Here is a 14,018-nt window from a genome sequence, read left to right as displayed (position 1 = left end):
TTTAAAATGTTTGGTTTGCATGGTTTGCTGTGTTATCGTTTCTTGACTTTATTTTTTTATGTTAGGAATGTGTTTTATGACTCAGCAAGAAAATGACGCACAAAAGCGCTTTTTTAATGATAGTTTACAAACTGTTGATGGTGCAATTTTTGATGCAATTAGAGGGGAGTTTGAGCGTCAACAACATGAAATTGAACTGATTGCTTCAGAGAACATTGTTTCAAGAGCGGTTCTTGAAGCGCAGGGGTCTGTTTTAACTAATAAGTATGCAGAAGGTTATCCAAGAAACCGCTACTATGGTGGATGTCAATTTGTTGATGTCGTTGAAGATTTAGCCATTGAAAGGGCAAAACAGCTTTTCGGTGCTGCTTTTGCGAATGTACAGCCTAATTCTGGTAGCCAAATGAATCAAGCTGTCTTTTTAGCTTTACTGAAGCCTAATGACACATTTATGGGATTAGATTTAAATGCTGGTGGTCACCTTACGCATGGTTCATCTGTTAATATGTCAGGAAAATGGTTTGATGTTGTTTCCTATGGTGTACGTAGAGAAGATCAGATTATTGATATGGATGAAGTTGAGCAGCTGGCAAAAGAGCGTAAGCCCAAACTTATTATAGCGGGTGGTTCATCTTATCCACGGCTATGGGACTGGAAGCGATTCCGTGAAATTGCAGATGAGATTGGTGCTCATCTACTCGTTGATATGTCTCATATTGCTGGTCTTGTTGCTGGTGGCGTGCATCCTTCACCTGTTCCACATGCGCATATTGTAACAACAACAACACATAAGTCGCTTCGAGGTCCTCGTGGTGGTTTAATATTGACAAATGATGAGGCTTTATCCAAAAAAATTAATTCTGCAATTTTTCCTGGTCTTCAGGGTGGTCCTTTAATGCATGTGATTGCCGCAAAGGCTGTTGCGTTTGAGGAGGCTTTGCGTCCCTCTTTCAAGAGTTACAGTGCCAATGTTGTCGCTAATGCGAAAACTTTAGCAAAAACATTACAGAGTAATGGTTTTAATATTGTTTCTGGTGGTACAGATAATCATTTGTTGTTGGTTGATTTACGTTCCAAAAATCTAACAGGTAAACGTGCTGAATTGGCTTTGGGACGCGCTCATATTACCTGCAATAAAAATGGTATTCCTTTTGATTCTGAAACGCCATCTATAACATCGGGAATTCGTTTGGGATCACCTGCTACCACAACGCGTGGTTTTTTAGAAAAAGAGTTTATTCAAGTTGGTCATCTGATTTCAGAAGTTCTTGATGGTCTTCGGAGCGCAAAAAGTGATGAAGATAATCATGCTGTTGAAATGGCTGTTGAGAAAAAGGTAAAAGATATAACGAATCAATTTCCTCTTTACTCTTATCTTAGCACTCGTTAAGGATACAAAGGATGCGCTGTCCTTACTGCCAATATGAGGATACACAGGTTAAAGACTCACGTCCAGCAGAAGAGGGGGCAGTGATTCGCCGCCGTCGTGTGTGTTCCGTTTGTGGTGGTCGTTTTACAACTTTTGAACGTGTTCAGTTGCGCGAGCTCTTGGTTGCTAAAAAAAGTGGACGATGTGAACCCTTCGATCGTGATAAGTTAATGCGATCAGTTGATGTGGCTGTACGTAAGCGCAATATTGATCCTGATCATATTGAACGAGCAATTTCTGGCATTGTACGTCAGCTTGAAAGTTTGGGAGAACCAGAGATTTCTTCAGAAAAAATTGGACGTCTTGTGATGGAAGCATTGAAGAGAATTGATGATATTGCTTATATTCGTTTTGCTTCTGTGTATCGAGATTTTCGTAATGCAAGCGATTTTCACGATGTTATAGATGAATTGTCAAAGGGTATCGCGGATACAGAATCTCGTTTTGATGAATAAAAAAGTGCAAGATGAACGGTTTATGGCTGCAGCTATTCGTTTAGCAGAACGTCATGTCGGTCTTACAGGTGGGAATCCTTCTGTTGGTACGTTAATTGTGCAAAACGATAATGGTGCGGGAGCTTTTATTGTTGGCTATGGCGTAACAGCTATTCATGGGAGTCCTCATGCGGAAGTGCAAGCTTTACACATGGCAGGTTCTTTGGCTCAAGGAGCGACTGCTTACGTTACTTTAGAACCTTGTGCGCATTATGGAAAAACTTCGCCATGTGTGAATGCACTTATTGATTCAGGTGTTTCTCGAGTTGTTGTTGCGCTGACTGATTGTGACAAGCGTGTTGATGGTCATGGTATTGCTCTTTTACGAGCGGCGGGTATTGAAGTGGTTGAGGGCATTTTAGCTGAAGAGGCTTTTGAATCCTTATGGACGCATTGGTGCATAAGGAAGATACAACGCTGTGCGGTTACTTTTAAAATGGCAATTTCTGCCGATAATGGTGTTGGAAAAAGAGAGAAGGGCAGCGTAAAAATTAGTGGAACACTTTCTCATGCCCATACGCATATTCTACGTGCTCAAAATAATGCTATCCTCGTTGGTATTGGTACTATATTAGCAGATGATCCACAACTCAATTGCCGCTTGCCAGGGATGGAGATGCGCTCACCAATTCGTATTATTTTGGATGCAGATTTATCTATCCCCCTTGATGCAAAAGTTGTCCAAACAGCCATAAAAATTCCTACATGGGTTATTTGTGATGTGGATCTTTCAAAGAAAAGCAAAAAAAATGCATTGGAGCAATATGGTGTGTCTGTTTATTCGGTCGAGATGAACAATGGTTGTGTAGAACCCTTTGCTCTTTTACAGATGCTTTATAAACATGGGATTAATAGTGTTTTATTGGAAGGGGGCGTCAAGACAGGGGAAAAATTTTTGAATGCTGGTTGTGTTGATCATTTGATATGTTTTCATACCCCCATTGTTTTAGGCAAAAATCGTATTGAAGCCCCTCATTTTGGAAATTATCTCTCGCAGTTTCATGAGATTGAGACAAGAATGTTTGGAAATGACCGTTTTTATAAGTGGAGACGTAAGACATTATGTTCACAGGAATTATAACGGATATTGGTTGTGTTGAAGATGTTCAACCTTTAAAGCAGGGGATGCGTTTAAAGATTTCTACCCGCTATGCTATAGAAAGCTTAGCAATTGGCGCGTCAATTGCTTGTTCAGGAATTTGTCTGACAATTGTAGAACGAGGATTAAAACAAGAAGATTCCAATTGGTTTGTTGTCGAGGCGTGGGAAGAAACATTACGTTTAACGAATCTTGCACAATGGATAAAAGGAACTTTTGTTAATTTGGAACGTTCGCTTCGATTGGGTGATGAAATGGGAGGACATTTGGTTTCTGGTCATATTGATGGTTTGGCTGAAATCATTGATCAAAAAAATGAAGGGGATGCAATTCGTTTTTATTTAAAAGTTTCAAGACAATTTATGCCGTTCATTGTTAATAAGGGATCTATTGCTCTTAATGGGACATCTTTAACTGTTAATGGTGTTGAGGACTGTGTTTTTGATGTTCTTATTATTCGCCATACACTCGAAATGACAACGTGGGGACAAGCTAAAATTGGAGATCGGGTCAATTTGGAAATTGATCAACTTGCTCGTTATGCTGCAAAAATTTTAGCTTTAAAAAGAGAAGATGAATAAGCCAAAACTTTCTTGATCGTTTTCAGAATTTTATGCTTTATAACCCTGATTTTTTTGATTCGTTTTTTGTGGAATTCCATTATGATGAAAGAGATACGTAAAAAGCCTCACGTATTGATTGTTGAAGCACGTTTTTATGAGGGGATTTCTGATGCGCTTTTGAGAGGTGCAGTGAATACTTTGCAAAAAGCTGAAGCAAGTTATGATGTTGTAACGGTTCCTGGAGCATTAGAAATACCAAGTGCAATAGCTTTTGCTGAAAAAAATAAGATATCGTATGATGGTTATGTTGCTCTTGGTTGTGTTATTCGGGGTGAAACATATCATTTTGAAATTGTTGCTAATGATTCTTGTCGTGCATTGATGGATTTAACTGTTCATCAGCACTTGGCTATTGGAAATGGTATTTTGACTGTTGAAAATGAAGAACAAGCATGGGTGCGTGCAAAACTAGATGATAAAAATAAAGGTGGTTTTGCGGCTGAAGCTGCTTTATGTATGATCGCTCTAAAAAAGAGATTTGGAGATAATCGTTAAATATGGCTGATATAAAAAGCAGACATTTTCCGCGTTCAGCCAATAAACGTGGAGCAGCAAGACTCGCTGCAGTTCAAGCACTCTATCAAATGGATATCGTGGGTTCGGGGGTGTTGGAAACGGCAGCTGAGTATGAGGCTTATCGCTTGGGAAAAGATATTGATGGAGAGCAGTATCTTGAAGCTGATTTTCAATGGTTTTTGGCGATTATAACGGGTGTTGTAAAAGATCAAAAGCAGCTTGATCCTCTGCTTCATCAACAGCTTTCAGCAGAGTGGTCTCTTTCACGTCTTGATTCTATATTGCGAGCAATTTTACGAGCAGGTTTATGGGAGTTGATCAACCGTAAAGATGTCCCCGTTGCGGTTGTCATGAATGAATATGTTGACATAGCAAAGGCGTTTTTTGAAGGTGATGAACCGAAACTTGTTAATGCAGTTCTCGACAGTATGGCAAAAAAAGTTCGCCTCTAAGAGCTACAAATTCCCCTATTATAGGTCTGATAGTATCAGACCTATAATATTGAAACGGTATGTAGACTATATGATTTAGTTATGGCGTGGCAAATTCGCAGGGCCTTTTATAATTTGAATTAAGAAAGGATGTTCTTTTGTTACAGTTGGCGTTGTTTTTGTAATAAAATCAAACACTTGACCGTCTTGTAATCCGTAATTTGCAACTTTTGCAACCTGATTATTTTTATTGAAGTAAATGGCTAAAACTTTGCGATCAATAATCTTTGTTTTCATAAACTGCATCCCACGATAACGTGTCTGTGAGATGTAATAAAAAACTTCATTATCATATTTTGTTTTTAATGAAGGGGTCCCTAAAGTTAAAAGAACTTGCTCTTGACTTGAGCCAATAGAGATAGAACTTAAAGCATTTTTATCAAGAACATAGCCCTCTCTATAAATTTGGCTCGAACCTGAAGAATCAAGAAGACTACACCCAGCAAGCATTCCTATGCTTGCTATTGATAGACCAATTAATAATTTACGTTTGATTAAGGCTATTATGTGAGGCATTTGAAACAATGATATCTCCTTTTTATACTGAGATGTAGGACAAGAAGGCAACCTCAAGTTTTTTCTAATTTTAACTTAATCTACCGTAGCTTACACTGAGTTTCCTTGTTATAAAGCAAATTATGCCATATAGAATTTCTTTAGAAAAGAAAAAAATGCATAAATACTTGAGATAAATAAAAACACAGTGCTTTATGCGTTTTTATGTTTGGGAGTTGTCAATGAATGTTCAAAATGTTCCTCAAATGACATTTGCTTTGGCTTATCCAATATCCGTACGTTCTCTACCTGCTAAAGGTATAAGGGTTCATCTTTGTGCAAATAAAAAAGAATGTACACATTTAGCTCAGAACCATAATTTAATTGAAGTAAAATCTTGTGAGGGAAAATTCCATATTTTCCCGTGGAAAAAACGCGGAGTGCGTATAAAAGGTCTATTGCAAGCGCGTATACTGCAGTTATGTGTTGTTACATTAGAACCATTAGAAAATATCCTTTGTGAAAATATTGAGGTTGTTTTTGTTCCTGAAGATTCAAATTTGATGAAGCCTAAAATATCAGAGGATACAGGAGAATTGTTTTTAGATGTGGAGGGGCTTGATACTCCTGAAGTGTTTTATGATGATAAAATTGATATTGGTGCAATCATGGAAGAGTTTTTTGAGTTGTCTATTAATCATTATCCACGTAAAGAGGGGATACAGATGAATATGGTTGAAAATTTAGAAGAAGCAGAGCAAAAATTCTCTCCATTTTCTGTTTTGAAAAATTGGAAGTGATTGTAAAAACATACAAAAAATATCTATTTGTATGCTAAACGGCATTTCTGCGGAGCGATATTTTCGCAAGATGTGCTGTGTGAGTGTTCAGGAGCCAAAAATCATAATATGTATTTAAAAATGAAAAGATGTGGGATATGCAAGCGTGATTAGAATTTCTGTGGATGTCATGGGCGGTGATTACGGTCCAGAAGCAGCTATTGCAGGAGCAGCAATTGTACAAAAATATTTATCAAATATTTATTTTCTGTTTTATGGAGTAGAGGAGGCTGTTCGTCCGGTTTTAAAAAAATATCCCTGTTTGGATTCTGTATCGCGCTTTTGCCCTACAGAAAGTTATACACGCATGGATGAAAAGCCAAGCCAAGCACTTCGTAATGGACGTGGTAAATCATCAATGTGGTACGCCATTGAAGCGGTAAAAAATGGTGAAGCTGATGCTTGCATTTCTGCTGGTAATACGGGTGCACTTATGGCCATGTCGTATTTTTGTTTGAAAATGCTTGCAGAGGCTGAGCGTCCTGGTATTGCGGGTATCTGGCCAACACTGCGCAGTGAGAGTATCGTTTTAGATATTGGAGCAACAATAGGTGCCTCGGCTAGTCAGTTGGTTGATTTGGCGGTTATGGGAGCGGGTATGTTTCGCGCTTTATATCACACTGAAAGACCAAGTGTTGGGCTTTTAAATGTGGGGGTGGAAGAGGTTAAAGGACTTTATGAAATAAAAAAAGCAGGAATGATATTGCGTGAAGTGCAATTAGAAGGATTGGAATATAAAGGATTTGTTGAGGGCAATGACATTGGAAAAGGAACGGTCGATGTTGTTGTGACAGAGGGGTTTTCTGGTAATATTGCTTTAAAAACCGCAGAAGGAACTGCGCGACAGATAGGGGAGATTTTAAACTCTGCACTGCGCAGTTCTTTTTTAACATCTCTTGGTTATTTTTTATCGCGAGGTGCTTTTCGTATACTGAAACATAAAATGGATCCCGATAGGGTGAATGGAGGAGTGCTTTTAGGTTTGAATGGTGTTGTTATAAAAAGTCATGGCAGTGCCAATGCTAATGGTTTTGCTTCTGCTATCCGCGTTGGTTATGAAATGGTTAATAATGGACTTTTAAAAAAAATAACGGCTGATTTACGGCGGTTTCATGAGAATAAAGAAACACTTCTTGACCAAGAAGATGAAGTGGTGATGAATGGAGAGTCCTTATGATAAGCTCTTATAATAGAAATGAAAAATTTGAAGAAAAGGTAAGAGCTGAATGATTCGCTCAATTATACGTGGTGTAGGAAGTGCTTTGCCAAAAAGAAGTTTATCAAATGATGAGATTGCAAAGTTTGTTGAAACGTCAGATTCATGGATTGTTCAGCGTACAGGAATACGCCAACGTTATATTGCCAGTGAAAATGAAACAACTGTTTCTTTAGGAGTTGAGGCTGCGCAAGCCGCCCTTATAAATGCTGGTCTTACAATAAAAGACATTGATTGTATTATTTTAGCAACGTCCACCCCGAATCGTACTTTTCCTGCTTCTGCTGTTGAAATTCAGCATGCTTTGGGAATGAGCCATGGATTTGCTTTTGATATTCAAGCTGTTTGTTCTGGTTTTATTTTTTCTTTAACAACAGGAGATTCTTATTTACGATGTGGAGCGGCTAAAAGAATTTTAGTTATTGGATCCGATACATTTTCTCGAATTTTAGATTGGGAAGATCGTACGACATGTGTTTTGTTTGGTGATGGTGCGGGTGCCGCTATTTTGGAAGCTCAAGAAATTGAGGGGACTATTGCTTTTGAGCGTGGTATATTGTCTGCAAAACTGCGCTCTAATGGTGCTTATATAGATAAGCTATATGTTGATGGTGGACCTTCAACAACACAAACGACAGGCTATTTGCGTATGGAAGGACGAGAAGTTTTTAAATATGCTGTTGGTATGATAACGGATGTGGTTGATGATTGTTTTGCAGCTGCAGGTATGGATTCTTCACAACTAGATTGGTTTGTACCTCATCAGGCTAATAAGCGCATTATTGAAGCATCTGCTAAAAAGTTGGGAATTTCACTAGATAAAGTTGTGATTACCGTTGATCAACATGGTAATACGTCTGCCGCATCAGTTCCGTTGGCTTTAACAACAGCTGTTTGCGATGGAAAAATAAAAGAAGGAGATCTTATCATGTTAGAAGCCATGGGAGGTGGATTTACATGGGGAGCAATTCTTATTCGTTGGTAAATTATGGCTACTTGACCATATTTCAAGAAAACGTATAAGTCATTTTGTAATTTTAAATATTTTAATAGGTGGTTATAATGACAAGTAAGACAGTAACGCGTGCAGATTTAGCGAGCGTAGTTTGTAAAAGAGTGGGCTTGTCACATACTGAATCAGCAGCTTTAGTCGAATTGGTTTTGGATGAGATTTGCAACTCACTTGTAAGAGGTGAAGCGGTTAAATTATCTTCTTTTGCAACTTTTCAGGTTCGCAGTAAAAATGAACGTGTTGGACGCAATCCAAAAACAGGTGTTGAAGCACCTATTCCGCCGCGACGTGTTGTGACGTTTAAGGCTGCCAATGTCCTTAAACAGAGAATTTTAGATTCGCATCGTGCAAAACAGAAAAAATGATATCTCATAAATAAATGCCATGGTATGTTTGGTATTTGTTAAAAAAATGTATAAAATAAGGGTCTTTGTTTTTTAGAAAAAGACTGTTGAGTAAGTTGTCAATGATGGTCTTATTTTTGACTAATCTTGTTGAGAAATTGAGACAGAATGAGTCATTGTGAAGTAATTTATTTTGTTTTAAATAAGGTGTTGCAAAATGGATAAAAGCTCTGATGCTTTTCGCACAATTAGCGAAGTAGCGGAGTTATTGGAGCTTCCGCAGCATGTCTTAAGATTCTGGGAAACACGTTTTAGGCAGATTAAACCAATGAAACGTGGGGGAGGAAGGCGCTATTATCGCCCTGTCGATGTTGATTTGCTCAATGGTATTAAGCAGTTACTATATGATCAGGGTTATACGATAAAAGGTGTGCAACGCCTTTTGAAAGAAAATGGTGTTGCTTTTGTGACTGCATTTGGTAATGGTGATCTTGATGCTATGAATGTGGTCATAGAAAAGAAACATGCAGGACAAACTTCTGAAAATGCTAGTAATAAGCCTAAGAAATCTTCTTTTGGGCTTTTGAGTTTCATGAGGAATGAAGGAGAAACATCTGTCGGTTCTGTGAATCTTTACAAAGATAAAACTGATAAAGCATTGTTACAAGAGATTCTGTTTGAACTCATTGAATGTAAGCGTGTTCTTGATAGAGCACGATAATAATAATATTTTTTTATTTTATATGTGTTTCGTAGATATTTAGACGTTTTATGGATATGCTCAGAGTTTAATACGTTCAACGAGTGGTCATGTATCGTATATGTATATTTAACGAGTTTTTTATAAGAGTTTTTAATTTGGTAAAATATGAAGAGGAGAAAGAATAAACGCTGAGTTTTGCCATTTTTCTTTGATTTAGCTTTATAAAAATTAAGGCAATATCTCATCAGTGTAGATTGCGGGATGTATAATGCCATTGGCTTACCAATTCATGTGCTTGTTTTAAAGAGATGTTTCTTAAGGCTTCTTAATCTTATTTTACTATAATGCCTTGTGAATGATTAATGGTAAACTCGTTGAGTACTGCTATTTTTACATTTATAAAGAAGCAAGTCAGCATCATCATTATAGTTATAGTCGGTCCTCAATGATTGCAACAATCCTTAGCACTTTAGGCGGTTCATTGTGGGCATTTTAAAAGTTCTTTCTCAATAACTTTTATCCACACACTCATTCTGCTTGTTTCGTGCAAGCAAATGATTTTGATAGATTCAACATAAACATATTTAAAACGAGAGAAGCTTATGATATTCGAAACCTTATTTAATATGAATAACGATATATTACCATTATAAATCAATATCTTGTCTTTTTATAAGAGCTTATCTTACGAATAAGACATATCATTGTTCAGCTAATTTTACATATTTTTTATTAATAAATATAATCTTGTTTTCAGCCTTCTTGCTTGATGTTGCTATAATTATCGTAATGATCTATCCATGATAGTAGCAGCATCTTTTCATTATAAAAGTAAAAGATTAATGTTATTATTAATATTCAATTGTCTATGTTGTTTGCATTTAAACAGCTCATAGCTTACATTCAACTTTTTCACCAAACCACCTTGTAGAGAGAGCACGCGATTCTTTCTGGTGATAGGTAGTTGTGCATGAAACAAAAACACTACAATATCAAATTATTTCATTTTGTACAAAAATTGAAGATTTATAGTAAAAAAATTAACGTATTACCATCTTCTGTGATATTATGCATTTATTACACGTTGCAAATCTGGAGGTGTTGCCTCATTTGAGAGTTGTTTAATTGCATCTTCTACAGATAAAAGGGTTTGATTTGTACTTCCTAAGCGGCGCATATTTACGCTGTTTGTTTCAGCTTCACGTTTGCCACATACCAAAATTACGGGGACTTTTTGTAAAGAATGTTCTCGTATTTTATAGTTAATTTTTTCATTGCGGAGATCTATTGTTGCGGAAAGCCCAATAGCTTTAAGTTTTGCTGTTATTTTTTTGGCATATTCATTTGCTTCGGATGTAATTGTTGCAACAACAATTTGTTCAGGAGAAAGCCAAAGTGGCATATGTCCAGCAAAATTTTCGATTAATATACCAAGAAAACGCTCCATTGATCCAAAAATAGCACGGTGGATCATAACAGGTTGACGTTTTTCTGAATCTTTATCAATATAGAATGCACCAAAACGTTCAGGAAGATTAAAGTCTATTTGTGTTGTTCCACATTGCCATTCACGACCGATAGCATCCTTTAATGTATATTCAAATTTTGGACCATAAAATGCTCCTTCACCCGGAAGGATGCTTGTTTTGATTTGTCCTGCAAATTTTGTTTCAATCGTTTTAAGGACAGATTCCATGATACTTTCTGCATGATCCCATAATGCATCAGATCCAACTCGTTTTTCTGGACGTGTTGAAAGCTTAAGACTAATTTCTTTAAAACCAAAATCAGCATAAGTTGATAAAATAAGATCATTAATACTGAGACATTCATCGGCTAATTGTTCATCAGTACAAAAAATATGCGCATCATCTTGTGTAAAACCACGCACACGCATAAGACCATGTAAAGAGCCTGAAGGCTCATAACGATGAACAAGTCCAAATTCAGCAAGTCTAATAGGCAAATCACGATAAGATTTTAAACCATGTTTAAAAATTTGAACATGACCAGGGCAATTCATTGGTTTAAGGGCATAAACATTCCCATGATCTGAATCTTCTGCTGCTGGAATTACTTTGAACATATTCTCCTTATACCAGCCCCAATGACCAGATATTTCCCAGAGTGACCTATCGAGAACTTGTGGTGCATTAACTTCAGCATATTGATGATCATCAAGGCGTCTACGCATATAGCTGATTAAATTTTGGAACATTTTCCAACCTTTTTTGTGCCAAAAAATCATTCCTGGCCCTTCTTCTTGAAAGTGAAATAAGTCCATCTCACGTCCCAAGCGGCGATGATCACGTTTTTCAGCTTCTTCTAGCATATGGAGGTAGGCTTTTAAGTCATTTTCATTTGCAAATGCTGTTCCATAAATTCTCGTGAGCATTGGATTATTGGCATCGCCACGCCAATAAGCTCCTGCAACTTTCATTAATTTGAAAGCATTCCCAATTTGCCCTGTAGATTGCATGTGCGGTCCGCGACAAAGATCAAACCACTCCCCTTGATAATAAACTTTTAAATCTTGATTTTCAGGAATGCTATCAATAAGTTCAACTTTATAAAATTCCTTTTTCTCAGAAAAAATTTTTCTCGCTTTTTCACGAGACCAAATTTCTTTTCTAATAGGTTTATTGCGTTGGATAATTTCACGCATTTTCTTTTCAATAACAGTGAGATCATCTAATGTAAAAGGTTGTTGGCGTGCAAAATCATAATAGAATCCATTCTCAATAACAGGACCTATTGTTACTTGCGTTTCAGGAAAGAGTTCTTGTACTGCTTCAGCAAGGACATGGGCGCAATCATGCCTTATGAGCTCAAGAGCGCGTGAATCTTCTCGGGTAATAATCTCTACTTGACCAGATTGTCCCAATGGATCCGATAAGTCTCGCGTGATACCATTAAGACTATAGGCGACTGCTTTTTTTGCAAGTGATTTAGAAATAGATTCTGCTAATTCCAAGCCTGTCATTTCGGCGGGGTAATTACGTTTTGAACCATCGGGAAAAAAAAGAGAAATAGAGCAAGACATAAAAACACCCTTTTAATCCAATTCCGCTAACGATTGCGGATGGTTTCGTGAAAATTGAGTAAAAAGCTTATAGACTGATTTTTTATCAATACATATGAAAAAAGAAAAGGATTATTTGTTGTGTTTGTCAGAAATTTTCCAGTAACGCCAAGGTTTATAAAAACAGCAAGAATTTCCAAGCGAAATAGGTACTGGATCAAAGCCATCTGTTCCAAAGGGCCCACAACGCATGATACGAAAGAGTCCCATCCATGCACCAGCCCAAAGCCCATGGCGTGCAATCGCTTCATATATATATTCTGAACAAGTCGGGGCATGGCGACACTGATTGCCTATAAGGCTCGAAAGTGTTATTTGATAGAAACGTATTAAGAAAATTCCCAATAATCGTCCGGGTGTTTTTTGCCAAGTGCCTGTGTAATTTCGAGTCAATTTTTTTTGTTGAGATTGTGATTTGAACATTTATTTTTCTTCAATTTGTTGAATGCAGTCTATCGTTGCATCAAAGGGTAGTAGTGTTGCTGTATGGCGCACTTTATAGTCTTTAATGGGCTGTAAGCAAGAAAAATCCTCAAATGGAGCTTGAGGAGAAGGACCATTTTGCGTTAGCATTTTGTAGATAACTTCACGCAATATTTTAAGATCTTGTGTTGTTTGTCCGATGATATGAGATGCTAAAAGTGAAGCCGAAGCTTGCCCTAGCACACATGCATGTATTTCGTGAGCAAAATCCGTAATAATACCATTTTCCACTTTTAAATCTACAGTGATTGTCGAGCCACAAAGATGTGCATGTTTTCTTGATGTTGCATCAGGATTATTAAGACGCCCAATTTTGCCTATATGTGCAGCATATTTAAGTATTTTATCATTATAGATATTATCAATCATGCACTATTGCCTGAAATTTTGAGAGTCGTGATTGTTTAAACTTTTAATTCGCTTATATAGAGATTATACAAAATGAAATAGGTATGGAGCAAATGCTTTGTATAGAGTAAGCTTGGAGTTTTTGAATGCGTAATGTTGTTAAAGAAGACGCAAATTTATCTGAAGAAAAGCGTCCGAGTATTGAAGAGGTGGAAGAAGCGATTCGTACATTACTCTTATGGATAGGGGAAAATCCAAATAGAGAAGGGCTTTTAGATACTCCAAAACGTATAGCCAAGGCATATCGCGAGCTTTTTAATGGTTATAGTCAATCTGTTAAAGAAACCTTAGGTACAGTTTTTGAAGAGGTTTCAGGATATAATGAATCCGTAATCGTAAAGAATATACCTTTTTATTCACACTGTGAGCATCATATGATCCCAATTATTGGGAAAGCACATATAGCATATCTTCCTAATGAGAAAATTGTTGGTCTTTCAAAAATTGTACGTGTTGTAGATATTTTTTCTCGTCGTTTACAAACTCAAGAAGCTATGACAGCGCAAGTGGCTCACGCGTTAAAAACGTATCTGAAGCCTCATGGTTTAGCAGTATTGATTGAGGCTGAGCACATGTGTATGGCTATGAGAGGAATCCAAAAACAGGGCTCTACAACAATTACAAAAAACTTTCATGGTTATTATGAAAAAGATCAAGCGGCACAAACACATTTTATGATGATGGTTCAAAGGTCATAGTAGAGCCCATATTTCTCGTAATCTCTATTAAGTTATAAGTCGTCTGAATAAAATAAATTATGAGAAAAAGAAAATTGGCTTGTACC

General features: G+C 37.1%; 16 protein-coding genes. 12 read left to right on the top strand and 4 right to left on the bottom strand.

Features of this window, described 5'->3' with window-relative positions:
* Window positions 1-76: 76 nt before the first annotated feature.
* The 6 genes from glyA to nusB all read left to right on the top strand — a co-directional run bounded on the left by glyA (window position 77) and on the right by nusB (window position 4,613).
* The gene (gene glyA / locus ACFILN_RS04200) at window positions 77-1,390 is read left to right on the top strand and encodes a serine hydroxymethyltransferase (protein ID WP_375631269.1); all 1,314 of its coding nucleotides are present in this window, start codon (window positions 77-79) and stop codon (window positions 1,388-1,390) included.
* Window positions 1,391-1,401: 11 nt separating this feature from the next.
* Window positions 1,402-1,884 carry a transcriptional regulator NrdR gene (gene nrdR / locus ACFILN_RS04195; RefSeq protein ID WP_273791385.1) on the top strand — a complete coding sequence of 161 codons (483 nt, stop codon included), beginning with the start codon at window positions 1,402-1,404 and terminating at the stop codon, window positions 1,882-1,884.
* Window positions 1,877-3,004 carry a bifunctional diaminohydroxyphosphoribosylaminopyrimidine deaminase/5-amino-6-(5-phosphoribosylamino)uracil reductase RibD gene (gene ribD, locus ACFILN_RS04190; RefSeq protein ID WP_273791384.1) on the top strand — a complete coding sequence of 376 codons (1,128 nt, stop codon included), beginning with the start codon at window positions 1,877-1,879 and terminating at the stop codon, window positions 3,002-3,004. Before nrdR ends, ribD begins: the two co-directional genes overlap by 8 nt.
* Window positions 2,986-3,603 carry a riboflavin synthase gene (locus tag ACFILN_RS04185; protein ID WP_273791383.1) on the top strand — a complete coding sequence of 206 codons (618 nt, stop codon included), beginning with the start codon at window positions 2,986-2,988 and terminating at the stop codon, window positions 3,601-3,603. The genes ribD and ACFILN_RS04185 overlap by 19 nt, the downstream gene beginning before the upstream one ends.
* An 81-nt stretch (window positions 3,604-3,684) precedes the next feature.
* Complete coding sequence (locus tag ACFILN_RS04180; protein WP_273791382.1) at window positions 3,685-4,140, top strand: 6,7-dimethyl-8-ribityllumazine synthase; 456 nt, start codon at window positions 3,685-3,687, stop codon at window positions 4,138-4,140.
* Between the two features lie 2 nt (window positions 4,141-4,142).
* On the top strand, window positions 4,143-4,613 hold the full coding sequence (gene nusB, locus ACFILN_RS04175) for a transcription antitermination factor NusB (RefSeq protein WP_273791381.1): 471 nt from the start codon (window positions 4,143-4,145) through the stop codon (window positions 4,611-4,613).
* A 75-nt stretch (window positions 4,614-4,688) separates the two neighbouring features.
* Here the strand turns inward: nusB and ACFILN_RS04170 are convergent, their stop codons facing one another.
* Window positions 4,689-5,168 (bottom strand): outer membrane protein assembly factor BamE, encoded by a 480-nt coding sequence (locus ACFILN_RS04170; protein WP_375670975.1) that lies wholly within the window; start codon window positions 5,166-5,168, stop codon window positions 4,689-4,691.
* 221 nt (window positions 5,169-5,389) lie between these two features.
* Between ACFILN_RS04170 and ACFILN_RS04165 the strand changes: the two genes are divergently transcribed.
* The 5 genes from ACFILN_RS04165 to ACFILN_RS04145 all read left to right on the top strand — a co-directional run bounded on the left by ACFILN_RS04165 (window position 5,390) and on the right by ACFILN_RS04145 (window position 9,279).
* Window positions 5,390-5,947, top strand: a complete 558-nt coding sequence (locus tag ACFILN_RS04165) for a DUF177 domain-containing protein (protein WP_273791380.1) — start codon at window positions 5,390-5,392, stop codon at window positions 5,945-5,947.
* 145 nt (window positions 5,948-6,092) lie between these two features.
* Window positions 6,093-7,163 (top strand): phosphate acyltransferase PlsX, encoded by a 1,071-nt coding sequence (plsX, locus tag ACFILN_RS04160; protein WP_375631272.1) that lies wholly within the window; start codon window positions 6,093-6,095, stop codon window positions 7,161-7,163.
* Between the two features lie 49 nt (window positions 7,164-7,212).
* Window positions 7,213-8,187 (top strand): beta-ketoacyl-ACP synthase III, encoded by a 975-nt coding sequence (locus ACFILN_RS04155; RefSeq protein ID WP_375670952.1) that lies wholly within the window; start codon window positions 7,213-7,215, stop codon window positions 8,185-8,187.
* Window positions 8,188-8,264: 77 nt separating this feature from the next.
* The gene (locus ACFILN_RS04150) at window positions 8,265-8,579 is read left to right on the top strand and encodes an integration host factor subunit alpha (RefSeq protein ID WP_273791377.1); all 315 of its coding nucleotides are present in this window, start codon (window positions 8,265-8,267) and stop codon (window positions 8,577-8,579) included.
* A gap of 196 nt (window positions 8,580-8,775) precedes the next feature.
* Window positions 8,776-9,279, top strand: coding sequence for a MerR family transcriptional regulator (locus ACFILN_RS04145; RefSeq protein WP_273791376.1), 504 nt, complete (start codon window positions 8,776-8,778; stop codon window positions 9,277-9,279).
* A gap of 1,048 nt (window positions 9,280-10,327) precedes the next feature.
* Here the strand turns inward: ACFILN_RS04145 and thrS are convergent.
* From thrS to ACFILN_RS04130, 3 genes are all read right to left on the bottom strand, one after another.
* Window positions 10,328-12,304: a threonine--tRNA ligase gene (gene thrS, locus ACFILN_RS04140; RefSeq protein ID WP_375667824.1), complete on the bottom strand. Its 1,977-nt coding sequence runs from the start codon at window positions 12,302-12,304 to the stop codon at window positions 10,328-10,330.
* A 111-nt stretch (window positions 12,305-12,415) separates the two neighbouring features.
* Window positions 12,416-12,766 carry a membrane protein insertion efficiency factor YidD gene (yidD, locus tag ACFILN_RS04135; protein WP_273791374.1) on the bottom strand — a complete coding sequence of 117 codons (351 nt, stop codon included), beginning with the start codon at window positions 12,764-12,766 and terminating at the stop codon, window positions 12,416-12,418.
* A complete protein-coding gene (locus ACFILN_RS04130; protein ID WP_273791373.1) occupies window positions 12,767-13,195 on the bottom strand; it encodes an iron-sulfur cluster assembly scaffold protein in 429 nt (142 codons plus the stop codon). It abuts the gene before it with no gap.
* A gap of 125 nt (window positions 13,196-13,320) precedes the next feature.
* On the opposite strand from ACFILN_RS04130, the gene folE reads away from it, so the two are divergent.
* On the top strand, window positions 13,321-13,932 hold the full coding sequence (gene folE / locus ACFILN_RS04125; RefSeq protein ID WP_273791372.1) for a GTP cyclohydrolase I FolE: 612 nt from the start codon (window positions 13,321-13,323) through the stop codon (window positions 13,930-13,932).
* Window positions 13,933-14,018 lie beyond the last annotated feature (86 nt).

This window comes from Bartonella sp. CL434QHHD (assembly GCF_042195145.1).
Classification (GTDB): Bacteria; Pseudomonadota; Alphaproteobacteria; order Rhizobiales; family Rhizobiaceae; genus Bartonella.
Note: the sequence above shows the minus strand (reverse complement) of the source record. Positions and strands in the feature narration are given on the sequence as shown.

What these genes read in the sequence shown, in the direction of transcription:
- glyA (WP_375631269.1), top strand. Translation starts at nt 77, where the DNA reads ATGACTCAGCAAGAAAATGACGCACAAAAGCGCTTTTTTAATGATAGT.
- nrdR (WP_273791385.1), top strand. Translation starts at nt 1,402, where the DNA reads ATGCGCTGTCCTTACTGCCAATATGAGGATACACAGGTTAAAGACTCA.
- ribD (WP_273791384.1), top strand. Translation starts at nt 1,877, where the DNA reads ATGAATAAAAAAGTGCAAGATGAACGGTTTATGGCTGCAGCTATTCGT.
- ACFILN_RS04185 (WP_273791383.1), top strand. Translation starts at nt 2,986, where the DNA reads ATGTTCACAGGAATTATAACGGATATTGGTTGTGTTGAAGATGTTCAA.
- ACFILN_RS04180 (WP_273791382.1), top strand. Translation starts at nt 3,685, where the DNA reads ATGATGAAAGAGATACGTAAAAAGCCTCACGTATTGATTGTTGAAGCA.
- nusB (WP_273791381.1), top strand. Translation starts at nt 4,143, where the DNA reads ATGGCTGATATAAAAAGCAGACATTTTCCGCGTTCAGCCAATAAACGT.
- ACFILN_RS04170 (WP_375670975.1), bottom strand. Translation starts at nt 5,168, where the DNA reads ATGCCTCACATAATAGCCTTAATCAAACGTAAATTATTAATTGGTCTA.
- ACFILN_RS04165 (WP_273791380.1), top strand. Translation starts at nt 5,390, where the DNA reads ATGAATGTTCAAAATGTTCCTCAAATGACATTTGCTTTGGCTTATCCA.
- ACFILN_RS04155 (WP_375670952.1), top strand. Translation starts at nt 7,213, where the DNA reads ATGATTCGCTCAATTATACGTGGTGTAGGAAGTGCTTTGCCAAAAAGA.
- ACFILN_RS04150 (WP_273791377.1), top strand. Translation starts at nt 8,265, where the DNA reads ATGACAAGTAAGACAGTAACGCGTGCAGATTTAGCGAGCGTAGTTTGT.
- ACFILN_RS04145 (WP_273791376.1), top strand. Translation starts at nt 8,776, where the DNA reads ATGGATAAAAGCTCTGATGCTTTTCGCACAATTAGCGAAGTAGCGGAG.
- thrS (WP_375667824.1), bottom strand. Translation starts at nt 12,304, where the DNA reads ATGTCTTGCTCTATTTCTCTTTTTTTTCCCGATGGTTCAAAACGTAAT.
- yidD (WP_273791374.1), bottom strand. Translation starts at nt 12,766, where the DNA reads ATGTTCAAATCACAATCTCAACAAAAAAAATTGACTCGAAATTACACA.
- ACFILN_RS04130 (WP_273791373.1), bottom strand. Translation starts at nt 13,195, where the DNA reads ATGATTGATAATATCTATAATGATAAAATACTTAAATATGCTGCACAT.
- folE (WP_273791372.1), top strand. Translation starts at nt 13,321, where the DNA reads ATGCGTAATGTTGTTAAAGAAGACGCAAATTTATCTGAAGAAAAGCGT.